This window comes from Marinobacter alkaliphilus (genome assembly GCF_055394375.1).
The window spans coordinates 3,538,507-3,560,043 of the sequence record NZ_AP043751.1 but is presented as its reverse complement, the minus strand read 5'-3'; the positions used below and the strand labels follow the sequence as shown (position 1 = coordinate 3,560,043).

General features: G+C 58.1%; 22 protein-coding genes. 20 read left to right on the top strand and 2 right to left on the bottom strand.

The window, feature by feature from the left end:
- Positions 1-377 precede the first annotated feature (377 nt).
- From fliE to flhB, 18 genes are all read left to right on the top strand, one after another.
- Positions 378-746, top strand: a complete 369-nt coding sequence (gene fliE / locus ACZ5Q2_RS16280) for a flagellar hook-basal body complex protein FliE (RefSeq protein WP_072677674.1) — start codon at positions 378-380, stop codon at positions 744-746.
- Positions 747-761: 15 nt separating this feature from the next.
- Positions 762-2,465, top strand: coding sequence for a flagellar basal-body MS-ring/collar protein FliF (gene fliF, locus ACZ5Q2_RS16275; RefSeq protein ID WP_432210681.1), 1,704 nt, complete (start codon positions 762-764; stop codon positions 2,463-2,465).
- Positions 2,458-3,504: a flagellar motor switch protein FliG gene (gene fliG / locus ACZ5Q2_RS16270; RefSeq protein ID WP_058090175.1), complete on the top strand. Its 1,047-nt coding sequence runs from the start codon at positions 2,458-2,460 to the stop codon at positions 3,502-3,504. The genes fliF and fliG overlap by 8 nt, the downstream gene beginning before the upstream one ends.
- Positions 3,504-4,292, top strand: a complete 789-nt coding sequence (locus tag ACZ5Q2_RS16265) for a flagellar assembly protein FliH (protein WP_061331803.1) — start codon at positions 3,504-3,506, stop codon at positions 4,290-4,292. The genes fliG and ACZ5Q2_RS16265 overlap by 1 nt, the downstream gene beginning before the upstream one ends.
- Complete coding sequence (fliI, locus tag ACZ5Q2_RS16260; protein WP_061331804.1) at positions 4,273-5,664, top strand: flagellar protein export ATPase FliI; 1,392 nt, start codon at positions 4,273-4,275, stop codon at positions 5,662-5,664. The genes ACZ5Q2_RS16265 and fliI overlap by 20 nt, the downstream gene beginning before the upstream one ends.
- The gene (gene fliJ / locus ACZ5Q2_RS16255; protein WP_058090172.1) at positions 5,664-6,107 is read left to right on the top strand and encodes a flagellar export protein FliJ; all 444 of its coding nucleotides are present in this window, start codon (positions 5,664-5,666) and stop codon (positions 6,105-6,107) included. Before fliI ends, fliJ begins: the two co-directional genes overlap by 1 nt.
- Before the next feature lie 133 nt (positions 6,108-6,240).
- Positions 6,241-6,546, top strand: a complete 306-nt coding sequence (locus tag ACZ5Q2_RS16250; protein WP_058090171.1) for an STAS domain-containing protein — start codon at positions 6,241-6,243, stop codon at positions 6,544-6,546.
- The gene (locus ACZ5Q2_RS16245) at positions 6,521-8,314 is read left to right on the top strand and encodes a SpoIIE family protein phosphatase (RefSeq protein ID WP_227510140.1); all 1,794 of its coding nucleotides are present in this window, start codon (positions 6,521-6,523) and stop codon (positions 8,312-8,314) included. Before ACZ5Q2_RS16250 ends, ACZ5Q2_RS16245 begins: the two co-directional genes overlap by 26 nt.
- Entirely contained in the window at positions 8,307-8,657 is a 351-nt protein-coding gene (locus ACZ5Q2_RS16240) for an Hpt domain-containing protein (RefSeq protein WP_061331806.1), read from the top strand. The genes ACZ5Q2_RS16245 and ACZ5Q2_RS16240 overlap by 8 nt, the downstream gene beginning before the upstream one ends.
- A gap of 85 nt (positions 8,658-8,742) precedes the next feature.
- Positions 8,743-9,885 carry a flagellar hook-length control protein FliK gene (locus tag ACZ5Q2_RS16235; RefSeq protein ID WP_061331807.1) on the top strand — a complete coding sequence of 381 codons (1,143 nt, stop codon included), beginning with the start codon at positions 8,743-8,745 and terminating at the stop codon, positions 9,883-9,885.
- Positions 9,886-10,065: 180 nt separating this feature from the next.
- Positions 10,066-10,569 carry a flagellar basal body-associated FliL family protein gene (locus ACZ5Q2_RS16230; RefSeq protein WP_061331808.1) on the top strand — a complete coding sequence of 168 codons (504 nt, stop codon included), beginning with the start codon at positions 10,066-10,068 and terminating at the stop codon, positions 10,567-10,569.
- A 40-nt stretch (positions 10,570-10,609) separates the two neighbouring features.
- A complete protein-coding gene (gene fliM / locus ACZ5Q2_RS16225; RefSeq protein WP_058090166.1) occupies positions 10,610-11,608 on the top strand; it encodes a flagellar motor switch protein FliM in 999 nt (332 codons plus the stop codon).
- On the top strand, positions 11,601-12,104 hold the full coding sequence (gene fliN / locus ACZ5Q2_RS16220; protein ID WP_058090165.1) for a flagellar motor switch protein FliN: 504 nt from the start codon (positions 11,601-11,603) through the stop codon (positions 12,102-12,104). The genes fliM and fliN overlap by 8 nt, the downstream gene beginning before the upstream one ends.
- A 1-nt stretch (position 12,105) precedes the next feature.
- Entirely contained in the window at positions 12,106-12,552 is a 447-nt protein-coding gene (gene fliO / locus ACZ5Q2_RS16215; protein ID WP_061331809.1) for a flagellar biosynthetic protein FliO, read from the top strand.
- A gap of 4 nt (positions 12,553-12,556) precedes the next feature.
- The gene (gene fliP, locus ACZ5Q2_RS16210) at positions 12,557-13,318 is read left to right on the top strand and encodes a flagellar type III secretion system pore protein FliP (RefSeq protein WP_061331810.1); all 762 of its coding nucleotides are present in this window, start codon (positions 12,557-12,559) and stop codon (positions 13,316-13,318) included.
- 10 nt (positions 13,319-13,328) lie between these two features.
- The gene (gene fliQ / locus ACZ5Q2_RS16205) at positions 13,329-13,598 is read left to right on the top strand and encodes a flagellar biosynthesis protein FliQ (RefSeq protein ID WP_061331811.1); all 270 of its coding nucleotides are present in this window, start codon (positions 13,329-13,331) and stop codon (positions 13,596-13,598) included.
- A gap of 3 nt (positions 13,599-13,601) precedes the next feature.
- A complete protein-coding gene (gene fliR / locus ACZ5Q2_RS16200) occupies positions 13,602-14,387 on the top strand; it encodes a flagellar biosynthetic protein FliR (RefSeq protein ID WP_061331812.1) in 786 nt (261 codons plus the stop codon).
- Positions 14,388-14,389: 2 nt separating this feature from the next.
- Positions 14,390-15,526: a flagellar biosynthesis protein FlhB gene (gene flhB, locus ACZ5Q2_RS16195; protein ID WP_061331813.1), complete on the top strand. Its 1,137-nt coding sequence runs from the start codon at positions 14,390-14,392 to the stop codon at positions 15,524-15,526.
- 282 nt (positions 15,527-15,808) lie between these two features.
- Here the strand turns inward: flhB and ACZ5Q2_RS16190 are convergent, their stop codons facing one another.
- On the bottom strand, positions 15,809-17,062 hold the full coding sequence (locus ACZ5Q2_RS16190; protein WP_432210682.1) for a uracil-xanthine permease family protein: 1,254 nt from the start codon (positions 17,060-17,062) through the stop codon (positions 15,809-15,811).
- A 2-nt stretch (positions 17,063-17,064) separates the two neighbouring features.
- Complete coding sequence (upp, locus tag ACZ5Q2_RS16185; RefSeq protein WP_106695409.1) at positions 17,065-17,703, bottom strand: uracil phosphoribosyltransferase; 639 nt, start codon at positions 17,701-17,703, stop codon at positions 17,065-17,067.
- Between the two features lie 225 nt (positions 17,704-17,928).
- Between upp and flhA the strand changes: the two genes are divergently transcribed.
- Both flhA and flhF read left to right on the top strand, forming a co-directional pair.
- Complete coding sequence (gene flhA, locus ACZ5Q2_RS16180) at positions 17,929-20,103, top strand: flagellar biosynthesis protein FlhA (protein WP_058090157.1); 2,175 nt, start codon at positions 17,929-17,931, stop codon at positions 20,101-20,103.
- 57 nt (positions 20,104-20,160) lie between these two features.
- Entirely contained in the window at positions 20,161-21,477 is a 1,317-nt protein-coding gene (flhF, locus tag ACZ5Q2_RS16175; protein WP_432210683.1) for a flagellar biosynthesis protein FlhF, read from the top strand.
- Positions 21,478-21,537 lie beyond the last annotated feature (60 nt).

Sequence of the window (21,537 nt, the reverse complement as noted above, 5' to 3'; positions counted from 1 at the left end):
CCCTGAAGAATAGTGGTTTGTAACTGACTCATCCTGAGCCCGACCGATTATAACCGCACAGTCGTGGATTACAAACCACCGTTCTTTGCGCTACTCCTCAACAAAATCATGGGAGTGCCGCATCTCTCATGACCTCAACTTCTCGAATTGCCCGGTGAGGACCCCAATGGCTCCCCCCTCTATCCTGATTTATCTGCCTGTCCTTGCTACCTGTCTCCGTCAAATGTCCGTCACTGATTAACGCCCTCTGACATTAATGATCCTCAATCTATTGAATTAGAAAGGTAAAGTGTTCCTGGCCTGCCATTTGCTTAGTCCTCTCCATGTAACGAACAAGTGAAGCCCGAGGGCTTAGCCTGGTTAGTGTGGAGAGAAATATGGTTCAGCGTGCCGACATCAACAGCGTTCTGTCAGATATCCGTTCCCTGCGTTCCCAGATGATGCAGAACCAGCGTATTGAGCAGGATCAATCGGTTCGTGGCCGTGTTGACGGCCCGCGCAACGTTCAGGAACCCCGGGAAATTCCCAGTTTCAGCGATATGCTGGGCAATGCGGTCAACAGTGTGAATGATGCCCAGAAGCAGGCCAACGACCTGCGCACGGCTTACGACATGGGAGACCCCAATGTCGATATTACCCGAGTGATGATTGCTGCCCAGAAATCCAGTGTGTCTTTCGAGGCCCTCACCCAGGTGCGTAACCGGGTGGTACGAGCGTACGAAGACATCATGAATATGCCGATCTGATAACGGAGCACCCGCATGGCAAGCGTACCAGCACAAACCACTGCCTCTGACGTGCCGGCAACCCAGGACGCGGATGCACCTGAAAGCCGCAGCAACCTTCTGCTGGGTTTCAACCGCCTGAACCTGTTGCGACAGGTTGGCCTGATGGTCGGCCTGGCGGCCAGTGTTGCGCTGGGGGTTGCCGTGGTGCTTTGGGCCCAGGAGCCCAACTACCAGCCGGTTGTGGGGGATCTCTCTGCCTACAACCCTCAGGATGTCACGACGATTCTGGACAGCAATGGCATCAAGTACCGTATGGACCCGCGCACCGGCGCGCTTCTGGTTCCCTCCAATGAAGTTCATAACGCCCGCCTGAAACTGGCCGCCGAAGGGGTGACCGATCGGCGTACCATCGGTTACGAGTTGCTGGATCAGGACCGGGGGCTGGGTACCTCCCAGTTCATGGAAACCATCAGCTATCGCCGTGGTCTCGAGGGTGAGCTGGCCCGCACCATCGCCACCATGCGTGGTGTACGCAATGCCCGGGTACACCTGGCCATTCCCGAGCGTTCGGTGTTTATCCGGGATGCCCGAGAGCCAACGGCGTCGGTGTTCCTGGAAGTGTTTGCCGGTCGCCGGCCTGAACAGGAACAGATCCGCGCCATTGTTAACCTGGTCGCCGGCAGCGTGCCGATGATGAGCCGGGAACAGGTCACGGTGGTGGATCAGAACGGCAATCTGCTGACCGGGGACGAAACCCGGGCTAATGCCGACCAGATGAAAGACCAGTACGAGTATACGGCGCGGGTTGAAGACCGTCTTTCGCGCCGGGTGGCGTCAATGATCGCCCCGATTGTCGGCATTGGACGCTTCCGTACGGAAGTCACCGCAGATCTCGATTTCTCCGCCGTGGAGCGGGCAGAAGAACTGTATAACCCGGAACAGCAGGCGGTGCGCAGCGAACGGGAGCTGAGTGAACAACGCGGTGCCGGTGCGAACGGTGGCATTCCGGGCGCCTTGAGCAACCAGCCCCCGGGCAATGCAACCGTGCCCGAACAGGCAGCGGGCCAGGAAGGTGATGGTGCTCCCGCGGCACCTCCGGTGAATGTGCGTCGTGAATCCACCCGAAACTATGAACTGGACCGCACCGTCAGCTATACACGTCAGCAGTTGGGCGGTATCAAGCGGGTAACCGTTGCCCTGGCAGTGGATGACATGAAGGTGGTGAACCCGGAAACAGGGCAGGTTACCTACGAGCCCTGGCCGGAATCCGAACTTCAGCGCCTGAGTATGCTGGTGCGGGATGCGGTCGGTTACTCGGCCGCCCGAGGCGACAGTGTGACGGTTATGAACACGGCGTTTTCGCCGGAAGAATCGGTGGAGTTTGAGACGCCTGGATTCTGGGAGCAGCCCTGGTTCTGGGACCTGATGAAGCAGGTTCTGGCCGGCCTGGTGATTCTGATTCTGGTGTTAGGCTTGCTACGGCCCGCGCTCAAGAGCCTTTCTGGCGCGGGAACCAAAGAGCGCAGTGATGAATCTGACGGTGGTGGTTACGGTGGCTTGGATGGAATCGAGGGCGGCGATGCGCTCAGAGACGCCATGTCAGCTCAGGATGATCTGCTTTTGCCGGGTGCCACAGACAGTTATGATAGGCAATTGAATGCTCTCAAAGGCCTGATTGCGGAAGACCCGGCCAGGGTTGCTCAGGTCATGCGCCAGTGGGTGAATGTCGATGACTGAAGAGAACGCTCAGTTCCAGGGGGATAACACCCCCAGAAAACAGCAGCGCAAGATTCCGCGTGTCGAGCAGGCGGCCATACTGTTGATGTCCCTGGGCGAGGCAGATGCCGCCGAGGTGCTCAAACACATGGGCCCGAAAGAAGTACAGCGTGTGGGCGTTGCCATGGCCCAGATGAGGGATATCAGTAAAGACGACGTCACCTTTGTGTTGAACCAGTTTGTCGAAGCCGTGGGCGGCCAGACCGGGCTCGGGGTTGGTAATGACGATTACATCCGGGCCATGCTGACCCAGGCCCTGGGCGATGACAAAGCCGCCAGTTTGATTGACCGGATTCTGGTGGGCGGCAACACCACGGGCCTGGATACCCTGAAATGGATGGAGCCGCGGGCCGTTGGCGATATTATCCGTTACGAACACCCCCAGATTCAGGCCATCGTCATTTCCTACCTTGATCCGGACCAGGCCGCCGAAATTCTGGCAACCCTGGATGAAAAAGTCCGGCTTGATGTCATGATGCGGGTAGCTTCTCTGGAAAGCATCCAGCCCCAGGCCCTGCAGGAGCTCAACGACATTCTCGAAAAACAGTTCTCTGGCGGTTCCGCAGCCCAGACCAGTCGGATTGGCGGTGTCAAACGGGCGGCGGATATCATGAACTTCATGGACCGTGGCATTGAAGGTAACCTGATGGACTCCATCAAGGACATGGACCCGGATCTGGCCTCAACCATTGAAGACCTGATGTTTGTCTTCGACAACCTCAAGGAAGTGGACGATCGCGGCATTCAGGCGCTGCTCCGGGAAGTATCTTCCGAAGTGCTGGTGGTTGCCCTTAAGGGCGCTGATGATGCGGTCAAGGACAAGATCTTCAAGAATATGTCGAAGCGTGCCGCTGAACTTCTGCAGGACGATCTGGAAGCGAAGGGTCCGGTGAAAGTCAGCGAGGTGGAAGCCGCCCAGAAAGACATCATTACCGTGGCACGCCGGATGGCGGAAGCCGGTGAGATTTCCCTTGGTGGTGCCGGTGAAGAAATGATGTGATGAAAGATTCAGACCAGGACACCAAGCGCATTCCGAAAGAACAGCTGACCGCCTGGGAACGGTGGGAACTTCCCCTGCTTGATGAACGGGGCAACCAGGTGGTTCAGGAGCAGGAAGTCAAACCGCTGACAGCGGCGGATCTTGAAGAGATTCGTCAGGCCGCCAGGGAAGACGGCTTTCAGGAAGGCCGGGAGGCAGGCTACCAGGAAGGCTTTGAGAAAGGCCGTGCCGAGGGGCACCAGCAGGGGCTTCAGGCCGGCGAAGCAGAGGGCCGGGAACAGGGCCAGCAGCAGGCCGAAGAAGCGACTCGAAAGGAAGTGGAATCCCGGGTTGGTCGCCTGGAGCATTTGCTGGGCGAACTGGTGTTGCCGATCCAGCGCCATGAGGAAGAACTGGAATCTGTATTGGTCAATTTGACCACCGCGCTGGCCAGGGCGGTGGTTTACCGGGAGCTGAGCCTGGACTCTTCCCAGATTCGCCAGGTGGTCCGTAAAGCCCTTGCGGCCTTGCCTTCCACCGCCGATAACCTCCGAATACATATTCACCCGGATGATCTTGAGCCGGTTCGCGAAGTGGCCGAACGGTTGGAAGTCAGTCCCTCAATCATCGAAGACGACACCCTGATGCCTGGCGGATGTAAAGTAGAGTCCCGCTACAGTCTGGTGGACTACACCGTTGAGAAACGCTTTCAGAAGGCGGTACAGGGCATGCTTGAGGGGCAGTTGAGTAATCGCGCCGGCGCCGAAGATGAAGAACAGGGCGAGGACGATGACCTACCGCCTGGCTGAACGCCTGCGCCAGCTTCAGGGCGCCATTGTTGCTGAACCCGAACCGGAATTGTCTGGTCGACTGACCCGCATGGTGGGCCTGACCCTCGAGTGTGTTGGCTGCCCGATGGTCGTGGGTGATCGTTGCATCATTCAGGGTGAAGGCAGCGGCAGTGTGGAAGCAGAAGTGGTTGGCTTCGAGGAAGACAAGGTTTACCTGATGCCGCTAACGGCCATCGAAGGCTTGAAGCCCGGCGCCAGGGTGATTCCACTGTCATCGGCCAGCCTGGTGCCGGTCGGCCCGCAAATGCTGGGGCGGGTAGTGAACGGTGCCGGCGATCCGTTGGATGGCAAAGGGCCTTTGCAGGCTGAGGCCAGGGTCCAGCTGACTGGAGACATCATTAACCCACTGAACCGGGCTCCGGTTCGGCAGTCCATGGACGTGGGTATCCGGGCGATCAACGCCTTGCTGACTGTGGGCCAGGGCCAGCGGCTGGGGCTGTTCGCCGGCAGCGGTGTGGGTAAAAGTATGCTGCTTGGCATGATGACCCGGTTTACCGACGCCGATATCACCGTGGTTGGCCTGATTGGTGAGCGGGGTCGGGAGGTAAAGGAGTTCATCGAAGACATTCTGGGCGAGGAAGGTCTGGCCCGCTCGGTTGTGGTGGCTGCCCCGGCGGATGATTCGCCGCTGATGCGGCTGCGAGCCGCCATGCTGACCACCCGTATTGCCGAGTACTATCGTGATCAGGGGAAGCGGGTGCTGCTGTTGATGGATTCGCTTACCCGTTATGCTCAGGCCCAGCGTGAGATCGCCCTGGCTGTGGGGGAACCGCCCGCCACAAAAGGCTATCCGCCCTCGGTCTTCGCAAAATTGCCACAGTTGGTTGAACGGACCGGCAACGGACGGCCAGGTGGTGGCTCCATCACCGCCTTTTATACCGTTCTGACAGAAGGCGATGACCAGCAGGATCCGATTGCCGATGCTGCCCGGGCGATTCTGGATGGCCATATTGTGTTGTCCCGCCGGTTGGCCGAAGAGGGCCATTACCCGGCCATCGATGTGGAAGCGTCTATCAGCCGGGTCATGCCTCAGGTTACCGAAGCCGAACATTTCTCCCGCGCCCAGCGGTTCAAGCAGGTGTATTCCCGTTACCAGCAGGCTCGGGATCTGATCAGTGTGGGTGCTTATGTCAAGGGCTCTGACCCTGAAACTGACTTTGCAATTCAGCACATCGGTAATATGCGGCAATTCCTGCAACAGGGGCTGAACGAGTCCGCCCCCTTGAGCGAGAGCATAGAACAGTTGCTGGAGGTGGTTCCGGAGCGCCGCTCGCCAGAACGGCGCAAGACGGCCGTTCATAACCCCGCCGCTGAGCGTGGTGAAGGTTAATGTTACGCTCGAAGCGGCTGGAACCGGTACTCGCCCTGGAAGAACGTAAGGAGCAGGAAGCTCTGGAGCGCATGGGTGAGGCCCGCAAGCTGGCTGAAGCGCATCGGGAACAGGTGGAAAACCTGGAACGCTATCAGCAGGAATACCGTGACCAGATCCGTGCCAACCAGCAGGGGGTGGTGCCCGTGGCTCGCTTGCAGGCCTGGCAAGCCTTTATTGCCCAGCTCGATCAGGTGATTGCCCAGCAGAACCGCCAGTTGCAGCAGGCCGAGCAGGTGTTCGAGGTTCGCCGCAAAGAGTGGCAGCAGGCCTGGGAGAGACGTCGGGGCATGGAAAAGTACATTGAATCCTGTCGCCAACAGGAACAGCGGGACCAGGACATGAAGGATCAGAAGTTGGCGGATGAAGCCGCCGGCCGTGCCTTCGCCCGCCGAAATCGATGACATGCCGGGTTGATCTCAATCAGTAATGTCAGATGCATTTTTCGCTAACTTGGCTATGCTTACCCAGATACGGTAGAAGCTGAACAGGGAGAACTGCCATGATCGTTGAACACAGGGGCCGGGGGGTGACGGAATGCCAATAGAAACGCGCCGGAGTGACGACGGTCAGACTCTGACAATCCGGGTAGAGGGCCGTTTCGATTTCAGCACTCATCAGGCCTTCCGAGACGCTTATGAGCACAGTGATGCCAGCGTCAACCGTTATGTGATCGACCTCTCCGACACCACTTACCTCGACAGCTCCGCCCTGGGTATGTTGCTCCTGTTGCGGGACCATGCCGGTGGAGACAGTGCCAGTATCTCTATCGAGAACTGCAACAGCGATGTCCGGCGCATCCTCTCTATCTCCAATTTTGAGCAACTCTTCAGCATCGGCTGAGGCCGACGCCCTGAAGGTACTGATCGCTGAAGACAGCGACAGTGACCGGCTGATCCTCTCTGCCCTGGTTCGGCGACTTGGCCATCAAGTTGTTGAGGCCAGGGACGGCGTAGAGGCGGTTGCCATGTTCTGTGATCATCAGCCGGATATCGTCCTGCTGGATGCGCTGATGCCCAGGATGGATGGCATGGAGGCGGCCCGGCAGATCAAGGCCCTGGCCGGTGAACGCCTGGTCCCCCTGATCTTCCTGAGCTCCCTGTCCGATGCCGCTGAGCTGGCTCGTTGCCTGGAGGCTGGGGGGGACGATTTTCTGGCGAAACCCTATAACCGGGTGATCCTGGAAGCCAAGATCAATGCCTTCAATCGCATGCGCAAGATGCACCAGGTGTTATCAGACCAGCGGGACCAGATCCGCCGACAGCACGAACAACTGGTCGAGGAACAGATGGTCGCCCGGCGGGTATTCGACAACGTTGCCCATACCGGATGCCTGAATGCCCCCCATATTCGCTACCACGCTTCCCCGCTGTCTGTCTTCAATGGTGACGTACTGTTTGCGGCGGAACGTCCCGGGGGCGGTACATTGATATTTCTGGGAGATTTCACTGGCCATGGCTTGCCTGCGGCCATCGGCGCGATGCCCGTTGCCGAGATTTTCTACGGCATGGCAACCAAGGGGTTTGGCGCGGCGGACATTCTCTCTGAGATCAATCGAAAGCTGAAAAAGATCCTGCCGGTGGGGATGTTCTGTTGTGGGGCCATGCTCGATGCTGATTTCAAGCTGGGCCAGCTGCGCGCCTGGAATGGCGGATTGCCGGATGGCTGGTTGGTGCGTGCCAATGGCAAACACCTGACCATCCCCTCCCGGCATTTGCCGTTGGGGGTTCAGGCCCCCGATCAGTTCCAGGCCTCCATGACGGTACTGCCTGTGCAACCTGGTGACCAGGTTGTCATCATGACTGATGGCTTCCCGGAATCACGGAATGTCCGGGGTGAGCAATTCGGGGAAGCAGGCGTACACCGGGTTCTGGCGGATCTTGATCCACCAAAGGAGCCCTTTGATGCGTTGATGGAGCACATCCGGATGTTCACCGGAAAACCGGATGCCGCGGATGATCTGACGCTGTGTGCGCTGGAAATCATTCATCACGAACAGCTCCAGGCACGGAATGACCGGGCGCCGGAATCGGCGCTGTCCGGGCCGGTCGACTGGCACTGTGTCTATGAAGTGCGAGAGCGAACGCTAGCGGATTTCAATCCGCTACCCCTACTGCTCCACATTTGTATGGAAGTCCCTGGTCTTCGTCGCAAGAGCGGTGAGGTTTACACCCTGTTGTCCGAGCTCTACAACAACGCCCTGGAACACGGCGTGCTCGAACTGCCGTCGGATTGGAAAACATCCCCCGACGGATTTGGCCACTACTACAAAGAAAGAAGACGTCGACTGGCCCATACCAACGGCCACTATATCCGGTTTGCCCTGAGCCATCAGCCCACGGATACCGGCGGTCGGTTGCATGTGGTTTGTGAGGATAGCGGGCAGGGCTTTGATTTTGAGAGTTATTCTGAGAAGGTGTTGGAACAGAGGTTACCGCCCGGTACACGTTACGCGGGCCGCGGCCTTGAACTATTGCGCCGGATGACCCGGCAGTTGAGGGTGCATGGGCGCGGCAATCATGTAGAAATCGTTTATGATTGGGAGTCAACCGCACTCGCCGACAATGCGCCTTCCGGCCACAACGATACGCAGAGGATTGCAGATGACTGACAAACCACATCTTGACGAAGAGGCGTTGGCTGAATTGCAGGATGTCATGGAAGATGAGTTTGAAGTATTGATTCAGACCTATCTGGCAGACTCGCGAACGCGCCTAGACAGCCTCAGGCAGAACCTGGAAGCAGGCGACGCCGATGCCTTTGCCAAAACCGCCCATAGTTTCAAGGGCAGCTGTATCAATATCGGTGCGCCGTGTCTCGGGGCATTGTGTATGGAGGCTGAGCAGGCGGGTAAAGCTGGCAACCTGGATGAAGCAGAACCCATTGTCAAAGCCATAGAGGTGGAATTCTCAGAGGTAACCACACGGCTGACACCCTTTGGTGAATCAACCTGAGGCTTGTTCTGGCATCGCTTTTGCAATCTTCTGCTCAGAGCCCGATTGCGGGTAACTCAGGTTGATAAAGCGGCAAGAGGTTGCCATGCAGCAGATGATTCTTCCCCAAGCGCCATTTCCAGGGGCACAGAAGGACACAGCGACTAACAAACCGGCGGGCAATCGGGATTCCGGCTCTGAATCTCGGTTTGACGAGGTCTCCCGCGCAGAAAGGAAGCGCCTGGACCAAAAGCAGGCAGACCGTCAGGACCAGAGCCGAGCGGTTCAGGACAAGCGCGAAGCCCGGCGTGCCGACAAGAAAGACGTCAATGCGCCCAAAGAGTCCACTGCCTCGGAAAGTGCCGATAAGCCGGGCGCCCCGGTTACAGCGGGTAAAGAGCCTGGTTCACAGCGCACGGCGGCCGAACAGGACGATCCTGCCCAGATTGATGCAGTGACCATGACCTTCGCCAGTCTGCAGTCCTTGCTAACGCCAGCAGGCAATGCCTTGCCGGCTACGGATGCCGATCCCCTGATGAACCCCGCCCTGATGCCGATGGCTGGCATGCAAGGCGCCATCAGTGGCCAGAACGGACAACAAGGCCCGGCTACCGCCACCATGAATCTGAGTACGCAATTAACTGACCTGTTGTCGGCCGGCGTGGCCGGTGAAAGTACAAGACCGGTTGATCCCGCCAACCTGTTGTCGGCCCCCAGATTCCAGGCAGCCCTCGAGGTTGCTTCACAACAGGCGGCCCAGCCCGCACGGCTGGCGGCAGAGGCTGCTGTGCCCCTGAAGGGATATGCCACATCGGTAGAAGTGCCCGTGGGGCAGGCGGAATGGGGCGACAAGGTGATGGGCAAGCTCAGCTGGCTGACCGCCCGAAACATGTCTGTGGCAGAAATTCACCTGACGCCGCCGGATATGGGACCGATGGAGGTAAAGGTTCGGGTGCAGAATGACCAGGCCAACATCACCGTGCATGCCGCCAACCCGGTTGTACGGGAGCAGCTGGAACTCAACTCCCACAGGCTGCGGGATATGCTGGGGGAGCAGGGTTTGTCTCTGAGTCAGTTTGATGTTTCCGACCAGCCGGGCAGGCAGGGTGGTGAGCAGGGAGATGGTTCCGGAGAGCATGCGTCGGCTGGCGCAAGTGGCGGGCCGTTGACCGGAGATACGGATGAGTCCCTGCAAGAGATGGCTGGCCTCGACCTGGCCTGGAAGGGTGAGGTGGATGTGTTTGCCTGATTTTGTTCGTTTTCTGACCGCTTTGCGTTAACTCTCCAATCCTCTTTGCCCATCCCCTCCGGCAACGCTAAACTGCGGTTCTGAACCGGGGGGATGGGAGTTCTGGCCCGCCCCTTGCATTAATCATGGAAAGTCAGGTGCAGATTGCCTGACTGACAAAAATCTGACAAAGCGGACATTATGGCTGAGAACACTGCTGCACCGGCACCCGCCAAGAAAGGTAAACTGAAGCTCATCATCATGCTGGTGGTGATCATTGTTCTGGCGGTTGCGCTTTCGGTCGCAGGAACGCTCTGGTTCCTTGGCGGGGGGCTTCCAGGTGGCGGAGAGGGAGAGCAGCAGGCCTCTCCGGCAGAGCCGGCCTTTGTCGCCAGCAGCTATATTGACCTGGAGCGCCCGCTGGTGACGACAGTTCAGGCCCAGGGGCGCCAGCGTTATGCCCAGGTTCATCTGTCACTTGAGGCGCCGGACCCAGCCGCCCTGGCCGCGGCGGAAACGCACATGCCGTTGATTCGCAGCCAGTTGGTGATGGTGCTTGGAAACAGTGAATTCAATGAGCTGCAAACGCCGGAAGGGCGGTCAACCCTTGCTGAGCAGCTGCTGGCTACCGTGAATCAGGTGCTCGAGGAAGAAGGCGAGCCGTCGATCAAGCGGGTGCTATTCAGAAATTTTGTAGTGCAATAGGTACCCGATCGGGTAAACGAATCTCAGGGCAGGGTCAGGTATGCAGGATTTATTGTCACAGGACGAAATTGATGCGCTTCTCCACGGTGTGGATGACGGTGACATAGATACCTATGAAGAGACTGATGAAACCGGCGTAAAGACCTACGACCTGGCCAGTCAGGACCGTATCGTCCGTGGCCGTATGCCCACCCTTGAGATGATCAACGAGCGGTTTGCCCGCTACACCCGTATCAGCCTGTTCAACCTTTTACGCCGGAATGCTGACGTCTCCACCGGTGGCGTGCAGATCATGAAGTTCGGTGAATATATTCACACCCTGTATGTGCCCACCAGTCTCAACCTGTGCAAGGTGCGCCCACTGCGTGGCACCTCGCTGTTCGTTCTGGACGCCAAGCTGGTGTTCAAGCTGGTGGATAACTTCTTCGGCGGGGAGGGCAGGCACGCCAAGATTGAGGGCCGTGAATTCACGCCCACCGAAACCCGCATTGTCCAGATGGTTCTGAACCAGGTTTTCCACGACATGAAAGAAGCCTGGCATGCGGTCCTGCAGGTGGAATTCGAATACCTGAGCTCGGAAGTGAATCCGGCGATGGCCAATATTGTCAGCCCGAGTGAAGTGGTGGTGGTCAGTACCTTCCATATCGAACTGGATGGCGGTGGTGGTGAGCTGCACTTTGCTTTGCCCTATTCCATGATTGAGCCCATTCGGGATGTGCTGGATGCCGGGGTGCAGAGCGATATCGACGATGTTGATGAGCGGTGGGTCAACGCCCTGCAGGAAGACATCAAGGAAGTGAATGTTCCGATCAATACAACGGTTTGCCGGCGCAGGATATCACTTAGGGATATTGCCAGGATGAAGGCCGGGGATGTGATCCCTGTAGAAGTGCCCGAGCATTTGACGGTTACCGCCAACGGAATTCCGATCTACAAGGCCACGCTGGGAACCCGAGACGGAAAGCTGGCGCTGAGAATTCATGAGCGGGCGACATTGCCCAAAGTAAAGAAACAACTGAAGGTGGGACGCAATGGCTGAGGACGACAAGAAAGACGATAAGGAGCTCAGCGAGGACGAAAAGCTGGCTGCTGAGTGGGAAGCTGCCATGGAGGAAACCGGCGGTTCTGAAGAGAGCGATGCGGATGGCCGTGAGGACGAATGGGCAGCAGCGATGGCCGAAGCCGAGGGAGCCGATGAGCCCGGGCAGGATGTCCGTGCCGCCCCGATGGAAGAATTCCCTGACGACGCAGGTATGGGTGGTAGCGGGGAAGCTCCGGATATCGACGTTATCCTCGATATTCCAGTGACCATCTCCATGGAAGTGGGCAACACCCAGATTCCAATCCGTAACCTGCTGCAGCTTAACCAGGGCTCTGTGATTGAGCTGGACAGACTGGCGGGTGAGCCGCTGGATGTGCTGGTGAATGGCACCTTGATTGCCCACGGTGAGGTTGTGATGGTGAATGAAAAGTTCGGTATCCGCCTGACCGATGTGATCAGCCCGGGTGAGCGCATCAAACGGTTGCAGAAGTAACATGGTGCGACTTCTGAACGGCCTGGTGCCCCTTATTTTTGCTGTTCCAGCATTCGCCGAGGAGGCCAGTGCACCGACTCGGGACGCTGGCCGAAACGCGCCGGAGACTCTGGGGACCATTGTCAGCCTGGGCCTTGGGTTGCTGGCGGTTGTCGCGGTGATCTACGGCTGTGCCTGGCTGATCCGGCGTATGAACGGCATGACCGGCATGAATAACAACGCGATCAAGGTGGTCTCTGTGCTGGCCATTGGGGCCCGGGAGCGGATTGCCCTGGTGGAGGTGGGTGGCCAACAGATATTGCTGGGTATTACCCCTTCCACCATTCGAACCCTGCAGGTGTTCGACCACCCGGTTGTGGATTCCGCCAACCCTCCCACCGGTGAGTTTGCCCGCCGGTTACAGGGCATGATCGGCAAGTCCTGGTCGGCACCGGAAAGGAAAGACTGACGCTATGACCGTGGCCCTGCTCAAACGCTGTCTGCTATTGCTTGTGCTGTTCCCTGGGTTGTTGCTGGCGCCTGTGGCTTTTGCCGACCTGCCAGGCATTCCGGCCTTTACGGTGCAGCCTGGAGAAAACGGAACCGAGGAATACTCGGTCACCCTGCAAATCCTGGCGTTGATGACAGCACTGACCTTCCTGCCCGCGATGTTGATGATGATGACATCGTTCACCCGCATCATCGTGGTCTTCGCCATTCTCCGGCAGGCCCTGGGGTTGCAGGCAACGCCATCCAACCAGATTCTGCTGGGTTTGGCACTGTTCCTGAGTATTTTTATTATGAAGCCAGTGCTGGAAGAGGCCAACCGGGTGGGGTTGCAGCCCTATATGCAGGAGGAGGTCACCTCCCTGGAAGCCGTGGAGCTGGCCAGTCAGCCGTTCCGCCGGTTCATGCTGGAGCAGACGCGGGAGTCAGATCTCGCGTTGTTCATGCGCATCGCCGATGTGCAGTATGAAACCCCCGAAGACGTTTCCTTCTGGGTGCTGATGCCGGCATTTGTGACCAGTGAACTCAAGACGGCGTTTCAGATCGGGTTTATTCTGTTCATACCCTTTCTAATCATCGATATGGTGGTGGCCAGTGTTCTGATGGCCATGGGTATGATGATGCTGTCGCCCATCATCATCTCCTTGCCATTTAAAATCATGCTCTTTGTTCTGGTGGATGGCTGGGCGCTGATCATGGGCACCCTTGCCGCCAGTTACGGGATATAGGAGGCCAGCCATGACCCCTGAGACCGTGATCGACATTTTGCGCGAAGCGCTCTGGATGATTGTTCTGTTGTCGGCTGTCATTATCGGGCCGGGCCTGGTGATTGGTTTGGTCGTGAGTACCTTTCAGGCGGCAACCCAGATCAACGAGCAGACTCTGAGCTTTTTGCCGCGCCTTCTGATTACACTGATAGTCATTATCGTTTGGGGTCCCTGGATGCTGACATTGTTGTTGGACCATGCAAACGGCCTCATTTCAAGCATTCCATTTCTGATCGGCTGACGGATGGTACCGGCAGAACTCAGTGCAGACCTGATCAGTCAATGGGTGGGTCAACACCTGTGGCCGTTGTTCCGGCTGGCCAGCTTTTTAATGGTCATTCCCATTTTCGGTACCCAGCTGGTGCCCGCACGGGTGCGGCTTGGGCTGGCCCTGCTGATGACCGTGCTTATTGCTCCATTGATTCCCGAAGTTCCCCAGGTTGAGGCGTTCAGTGCGGATGCCGTGGTGATCACCCTGCAGCAAATCCTGATCGGCGTCGGGCTGGGGTTTGCGCTGACCGCTCTGTGGCAGCTTTTCGTGATTGCCGGCCAGATGATCGCCATGCAGATGGGGCTTGGCTTTGCCTCCATGATGGACCCTTCCAATGGGGTGAGCGTTCCAGTGCTTGCGCAAATCTACACCATCACCATCACCCTGTTGTTTCTCGCCATGAACGGACACCTGGTGGCGTTCGAGGTGTTTATCGAGAGCTTCTATGTTCTGCCTATTGGTATGGAGGGACTCGGCCAGGCGGGGGTCTGGGAACTGGCTCACAGGATTACATGGATGTTTGCATCTGCGATGCTGTTGGCGCTGCCAGCGGTAACGGCAGTATTTATCGTCAACATTTCGTTTGGCGTGATGACACGAGCAGCCCCGCAGATGAACATTTTTGCACTAGGTTTCCCCATTGGCCTGATTTTTGGGTTGTTCGCTATCTGGGTGTTGCACGCCAATTTCCTGCCGCATTTTGACCAATACGCTCGTGAAACCTTCGATTTCATGCGACTGCTGCAAGGACAACCGTAGCGATGGCTGAAGAGAACGATAATAGCCAGGAGAAAACCGAGGAGCCTACGCCCCGACGGCTCGAAAAGGCCCGAGATGACGGCGAAACTGCGCGCTCAAAAGAGCTGGCGACGATGGCAGTCTTGCTGGCCGGTGCAGGCGGTCTCCTGATGTTTGGTGTCAGCATAGCCACCATGCTTGAGGAGCTGATGCGGGACGCCTTTATTATCGAGCGTGCTGCCGTTTTCGATACTCGGTATATGAGCGTGCAGCTCATACTCTCTACCAAAGCGGCTGTGGTTGCGTTGCTCCCGATCATGGTTCTGCTTCTTGTTGCTGCTATTGCGGGATCTGTAGGAATCGGCGGATTGCTGTTCAGCAGCAAAGCCATTGCGCCCAAACTCAATCGGATAGACCCTATAAAGGGCTTGGGCCGGATGTTTTCCATGCGATCCCTGATCGAGCTGGTCAAAGCGATCGCTAAGGTTGGGTTAGTACTTGTCGTAGCTATTCTCATTCTGGACCTCCGCACAGAAGACTTGCTTGCTATTGCTGAAGAGCCTGTCATACCTGCAATGGAACATGTGATGTGGACTGTTGCCTGGAGCTTTTTCCTGCTCTCTTCTGCCACCATCATCATTGCCATGATTGATGTGCCGTTTCAGATCTACGACCACCAGAAGAAACTGCGCATGACCAAGCAGGAGGTGAAGGACGAGTACAAGGACACCGAGGGTAAGCCAGAGGTAAAGGGCAAGATTCGCCAGTTGCAGCGTGAGATGGCCCAGCGCCGTATGATGCAGGATGTGCCGACAGCGGATGTGGTGATTACCAACCCGACCCATTATGCGGTGGCGTTAAAGTACAACCAGGATTCGATGGGCGCGCCGGTGGTGGTGGCCAAGGGGGCGGATGAGATTGCCTTCAAGATTATGGAGATTGCCCGTGAGCACAAGGTGGAGATTCTGCGCACGCCGCCGCTGACCCGGGCGGTGTATCACAACACCGATGTGGGGCAGGAGATTCCCGATGGTTTGTATATGGCCATTGCGCAGGTGCTGGCCTATGTGTTCCAGCTCCGGCAGTTCCGCAAGGGGCGCGGGGCCAAACCGGGTATGCCTGATTTTCCGATTCCGCCGGAGATGCGGCGCGATATTTAGATTTTGGAGTTTGGCTCTGATTGTAGCCTGATGGTTTGGTGCGGCGATCCGTCGGCATGGCCTCCCAAAAAACGCTACGAGCTCATCCATGAGCGCTCCGCTCCGGCCATCCATGGCCTTCGAGATTTTTGGGAGGCCATGCCTACGGCTCGCGACCGAATTGGCCACTATAGGAATCAGAGGGGTCGTGAATTGTATCGGACAGCGCCGGGATGGAAATCCGGCTGCTGTTAGGGGAGAGAGGTCAGGCCGAGCTCGTGTCGACCTGACCGGTTTCATTTACTAAGCCTTGGGCTCCTGAATTCGCTTACCCCAGGCTTCTTTCTCGCCAGGCAGAATCAGGTTCAGTGCGATCGCGACAACCGCACACAGTGCTATGCCTTCCAGCGTTCCAATCACCATGTTGCCGATACCGAACACCAGGGTTACGCCTACGATCACCAGGTTACGGGACTGGGACAGGTCTACCTGGTGGCGGATCAGGGTGTTCAGGCCGACCACGGCGATGGAGCCGAACAGCAGGCACAGGATGCCGCCCATAACCGGAACCGGGATGGTCTGCAGGGCTGCACCGAACTTGCCGACAAAGGCCAGGACGATGGCGGTACCGGCGGCCCACCACATCACTTTCGGGTTGAAGTTGCGGGTCAGCATCACGGCGCCGGTGACTTCTGAGTAGGTGGTGTTGGGTGGTCCGCCGAGCATGGAGGCGGCGCTGGTGGCCAGGCCGTCGCCCAGCAGGGTGCGGTGCAAACCGGGTTTTTGCAGGTAGTTTTTGCGGGTGACGTTGCCGATGGCCAGTACGTCACCGATGTGTTCAATGGCCGGGGCGATGGCGACCGGGATCATGAACAGGATGGCGCCCCAGCTGAAGGCGGGTGCGACGAAGTTGGGAACGGCGAACCACGGAGCTTCCTGAATTGGCGTGGTGTCTACAATGCCGGCAAACCAGGACAGGATGTAGCCGACGATAACGCCAAACATGATCGGGATCAGCCGGAAGATGCCCTTGGCCCAGACCGACATCACGATGGTAACGGCCAGGGAGATCATGGCGATGGTGATGGCGGTATTATAGGGCACCAGTTCGGCGGCGCCGTCGCCGGTGCGTCCAGAGGCCATGTGCACGGCCACAGATGCCAGCCCAAGGCCGATGGTCATAATCACCGGGGCGATGACCACAGGCGGCAGCAGGCGGGTGACAAAGCCCGTGCCCCTTGCCCGCACGGCGCCGGCCAGGAAGATGTACAGGATGCCGGCCGCCATCAGGCCACCAAGAGTTTCCTCCAGCCCGAAGCGGCCCTTGGCGGCAATGATCGGCGCGATGAAGGCAAAGGATGAGGCCAGGAAAATGGGGATCTGGCCGCCGGTGACCACGTGGAAAATCAGGGTGCCGACGCCGGCGGTAAACAGCGCCACGTTGGGGTCCAGCCCGGTGATCAGGGGCATTAATACCAGGGCGCCGAAGGCGACCAGGAGCATCTGGGAGCCGGCTAATGCCTGCTTCCACACGGGTTCATGGGTGTGTTCCTGCATGCTCAGACGTCCTTCTGCTTGGTGCCGAAGATTTTGTCACCGGCATCACCCAGGCCAGGCAGGATGTAGCCTTTCTCGTTCAGGCGCTCATCAACCGAGGCGGTGTAGATGGAAACGTCTGGGTGTTTTTCCAGCACTTTCTCGACGCCTTCCGGCGCGGCCACCAGCACCAGGGCCCGAATTTCGGTGCTGCCGGCTTTCTTGAGCAGGTCGATGGTTGAGATCATGGAGCCACCGGTGGCCAGCATCGGGTCGATAATCAGAGCCATGCGCTGGTCCAGCTCGCCCACCAGTTTTTCCAGATAGGTTTCCGCTTCCAGGGTGTCTTCGTTGCGGATCTGGCCCACTACGCTCACTCGTGCCACCGGGATCAGGCTCAGCACGCCGTCGAGCATGCCCAGGCCAGCGCGCAGAATCGGCACGATGGTGACTTTCTTGCCGTGAATCTGTTCCACGGTCACCGGCCCGGCCCAGCCATCAATGGTTTTTTCCTGCAGGTTGAAGTCTTTGGTCGCCTCGTAGGTCAGAAGTGCGCCAACTTCCTGTGCCAGTTCACGAAAATTCTTGGTGCTGATGTCGGCGCGGCGCATCAGGCCGAGTTTGTGGCGGATCAGGGGGTGCTTCACTTCGTGGATCGGCATTGGGGTCACCTGTGTGTTCGAATGTTCGGGCTTGATTTCGGATGCAATAAATGGCGCAAGGATACCGTATCTGGGCGCCCGCGTCAGGCGCTGGCAAAGCGGGAAATATCAAAAATTGTAAGGTCTGGTACGGTTCTTGCGATCACTCTCCCAGATTGGCGCGCCGCGTCAGTTTTTCGACCCTGACAGTTCCGGAAAGCACGGCAGAGCGGAGAAGTATCCAGCATGGACAGAGCGTTAGTTCTGAGTAACGTCAAAACCCTGACGCGGGGCAGCATCGGTATTCCATTGATGCTGATGGGTTTGCTGGGCATGATGATCCTGCCCATGCCGGCCTTCCTGCTGGACGTGTTCTTTACCTTCAACATCACCTTGTCCATCGTCATTCTGCTGGTGTGCGTGTACGCGCTTCGACCGATGGAGTTCGCCTCATTCCCAACGGTGCTGCTGGTTGCCACGCTCCTGCGCCTGGGCTTGAACGTGGCCTCTACCCGGATTGTCCTGCTCAACGGTCACGAAGGTGGTGATGCTGCCGGTAAGGTGATCGAATCGTTCGGTGAGGTTCTGATTGGCGGGAACTATGCGGTTGGTCTGGTGGTGTTTGCCATCCTGATGATCATCAACTTCCTGGTAGTCACCAAGGGTGCCGGCCGGGTGTCGGAAGTCAGTGCCCGTTTTACCCTGGACGCCATGCCCGGCAAACAGATGGCCATTGATGCGGATTTGAACGCGGGCCTGATCAACCAGGACGAGGCCAAAAGCCGCCGTTCGGAGATTGCCCAGGAAGCGGATTTCTATGGGTCCATGGATGGTGCGTCCAAGTTTGTAAAGGGCGATGCCATTGCGGGGTTGCTGATTCTTGCGATCAATATCATTGGTGGTATCTCGATCGGCATGCTCCAGCATGGCCTGGACTTTGGCCTGGCGATGCAGCGGTACGCGCTGCTGACCATTGGTGACGGCCTGGTTGCCCAGATTCCATCACTGTTGCTGTCTACTTCCGCTGCCATCATGGTAACGCGGGTAACGGCCAGCCAGGACATGGGCGGGCAGATCATTCATCAGATGTTCAACGCGCCCAAGGCCATCGGTATTGCCGCAGTCATCCTGATTATCCTGGGTCTGATTCCGGGCATGCCCCATGTTGCCTTCCTGGGATTGGGCAGCCTTGCCGCCGGTGCGGCCTGGCTGATCTGGAAAAAGCAAAGCCAGACTGTGGAAGAAGAGGGCGTTTACGCCGGTCGTGGCGGCATGGCTGGTGGAGCGCCCCGTGCCGGTGGCGAGGTGGTTCAGGATCGGTCCGGCGCAGAAGGACAGGCGCTGCCGGCGCCCGGTGAAACCCGGGAGCTGGGCTGGGATGATGTGGCGACCGTTGACATCGTTGGTCTGGAAGTGGGCTACCGGCTGATTCCTCTGGTCGATAAATCCCAGGGCGGGCAGCTGCTCAGTCGCATCAAGGGGGTTCGCAAAAAACTGTCTCAGGATCTGGGTTTCCTGATGCCGTCAGTGCACATTCGGGACAATCTGGACCTGATGCCGAACGTCTATCGCATTACCCTGATGGGTGTGACCATTGCCGAGGCGGAGATTCACCCGGAACGTGAGCTGGCCATTGATCCGGGTCAGGTGTTCGGCAAGGTGGAAGGCATTGCCGGCAAAGACCCGGCCTTCGGCCTGGATGCCATCTGGATTGAGCCTGACAAGAAAGACCAGGCCCAGACTCTGGGCTACACCGTGGTGGATGCCAGCACGGTGGTGGCTACCCACCTTAACCAGATTCTGCAAAAGCACGCCCATGAACTTATCGGCCATGAAGAGGCCCAGAAGTGGCTGGACCAGTTGGAGAAAATGGCCCCGAAACTGGCTGAGGAGCTGGTGCCTACGACGATTTCCGTGAGCGTCCTGTTGCGGGTGCTTCAGAATCTGCTCCGGGAAGAAGTGCCGGTCAGGGATATGCGCTCCATTGCCGAAGCCATCGTTAACGTCCATCCCAGAAGCCAGGACCCGAAACTGTTGACCACCCTGGCTCGCCAGGCGCTGCGCCGAATGATCGTTCAGAGCATCTGTGGCAATGACACCGAGATACCGGTGATCACTCTGGATCCAGACCTGGAACAGTTGTTGCTTAAGTCAGTTCAGCAGAGTCAACAATCCGGCGGACAGGACGATATTGGCCTGGTGCTTGAGCCCAATATGGTGGAAAAGCTGCAGCGGTCCCTTCAGGACAGTGTTCAGCGCCAGGAAATGCTGGGCAAGCCGGCGATTCTTCTGGTTTCCGGGCCCTTGCGGCCAGTGCTGGCAAAGTTTGCCAGTTATGGGGTAGAGCGTTTGCATGTGCTCTCGTACCAGGAAATTCCGGATAACAAACAGATCACGATAGTCGCCTCTGTTGGTCAGTAAGGCCGGCAGGGCAAGGCGAGCACCCGATTCGGGCACGCCGGTGGAGGATGAAACGCTATGAAAGTACAACGGTTTTTTGCAAAGACCATGGCCGAAGCCCTGAAACAGGTCAGTCATGAGATGGGACCGGATGCCGTTATTTTGTCCAATCGCCGGGTGGACGGAGGCGTCGAAATTGTGACGGCCCTGGACTATGACGAAAATATGGCACGCCAGCGCCTTGGCGAGAGAGCGGCACAGGCCACCAACGGCTCCCGCCTGGCGGAGCTGCAGGCAGACCAGCATCGTCGGCTGGAAGAAGAGTTGAACCGATCACGCAATCGCATTCGCGAAGTGCGGGAGAAGCGGGCGGGTGTCGGCGCGGAATATGATCGTGCACTGGCTGATGATCGGCCGGCTGCCGACTGGTCAGGTGAGTTGGCTGGTGGATCGACCTCGGTGGGCAATGCGGGTGGCCGACCAGAGGCGGGCTACTCGGATGAGTTGGCGAGCATGAGAGCGGAAATCAACTCCCTGAGAGAGATGGTCAGCGGCCGTACCTCGGTACCCGAGAAGCCTGCCGTCGCGGCATCCAATGCGGTTCAGCAGAGGCTTGCCGAGCGGCTGCAGGAATTTGGCCTGGGCGCGGAGCTGGCAACCTCTCTGTCCCGTCAGCATCGCGCCGGCAGGTTGGAAGACGGTTGGAAGCAATCCCTGAAGATGCTGGCCACCGGCGTACGTACCGCTCGGGAACACTGGCTTGAGGCCGGCGGCGTCTATGCGCTGGTGGGGCCAACCGGGTCTGGGAAGACCACCACCATTGGCAAGCTGGCAGCCCAATATGTACTGGAGCACGGGCCGGATTCCCTGGCTTTGGTCACCACCGATCGCTACCGGGTGGCAGCCCATGAACAGCTGTTTGTGTTTGGCCGTATCCTCAATGTTCCGGTCCGGGTTGTGGACGAGAGTCATTCCCTGGATGACATTCTGGACGAATTGTCAGACCGGCACCTGGTTCTGATTGATACTGCCGGGCTGACCAGCTCGGATCGCGGTTATCAGGAACAGCTGGCGGAGTTGGCCCGGAGCGATCACAATATCCGTACCCATCTGGTCGTGTCTGCCACCAGCCAGCCGCGCATCATGAAATCCGTGTGGCATTGCTATAAGATGGCAAACCTTGCAGGCTGCGTGATGACCAAAATTGACGAAGCGCTGACACTGGGTGAGTCTTTGGGCTTTGTCATGGAAACCGGCCTGCCAGTGGCATGGTATACCGATGGCCAGAAGATTCCCGAAGACCTGCACCGGGCAGAGGCCATTCCTCTGGTGCGGTTGGGCGTAGAACGCCTGAAAACAATGCAGCACGGCCAGGCCGTTGCAGAAGGGGCCTGAGGCCCGGTGGTACAGCCGGTGCGCTGCCGTTTGTGCCCACACAAGAACGCAGTAAGAGAC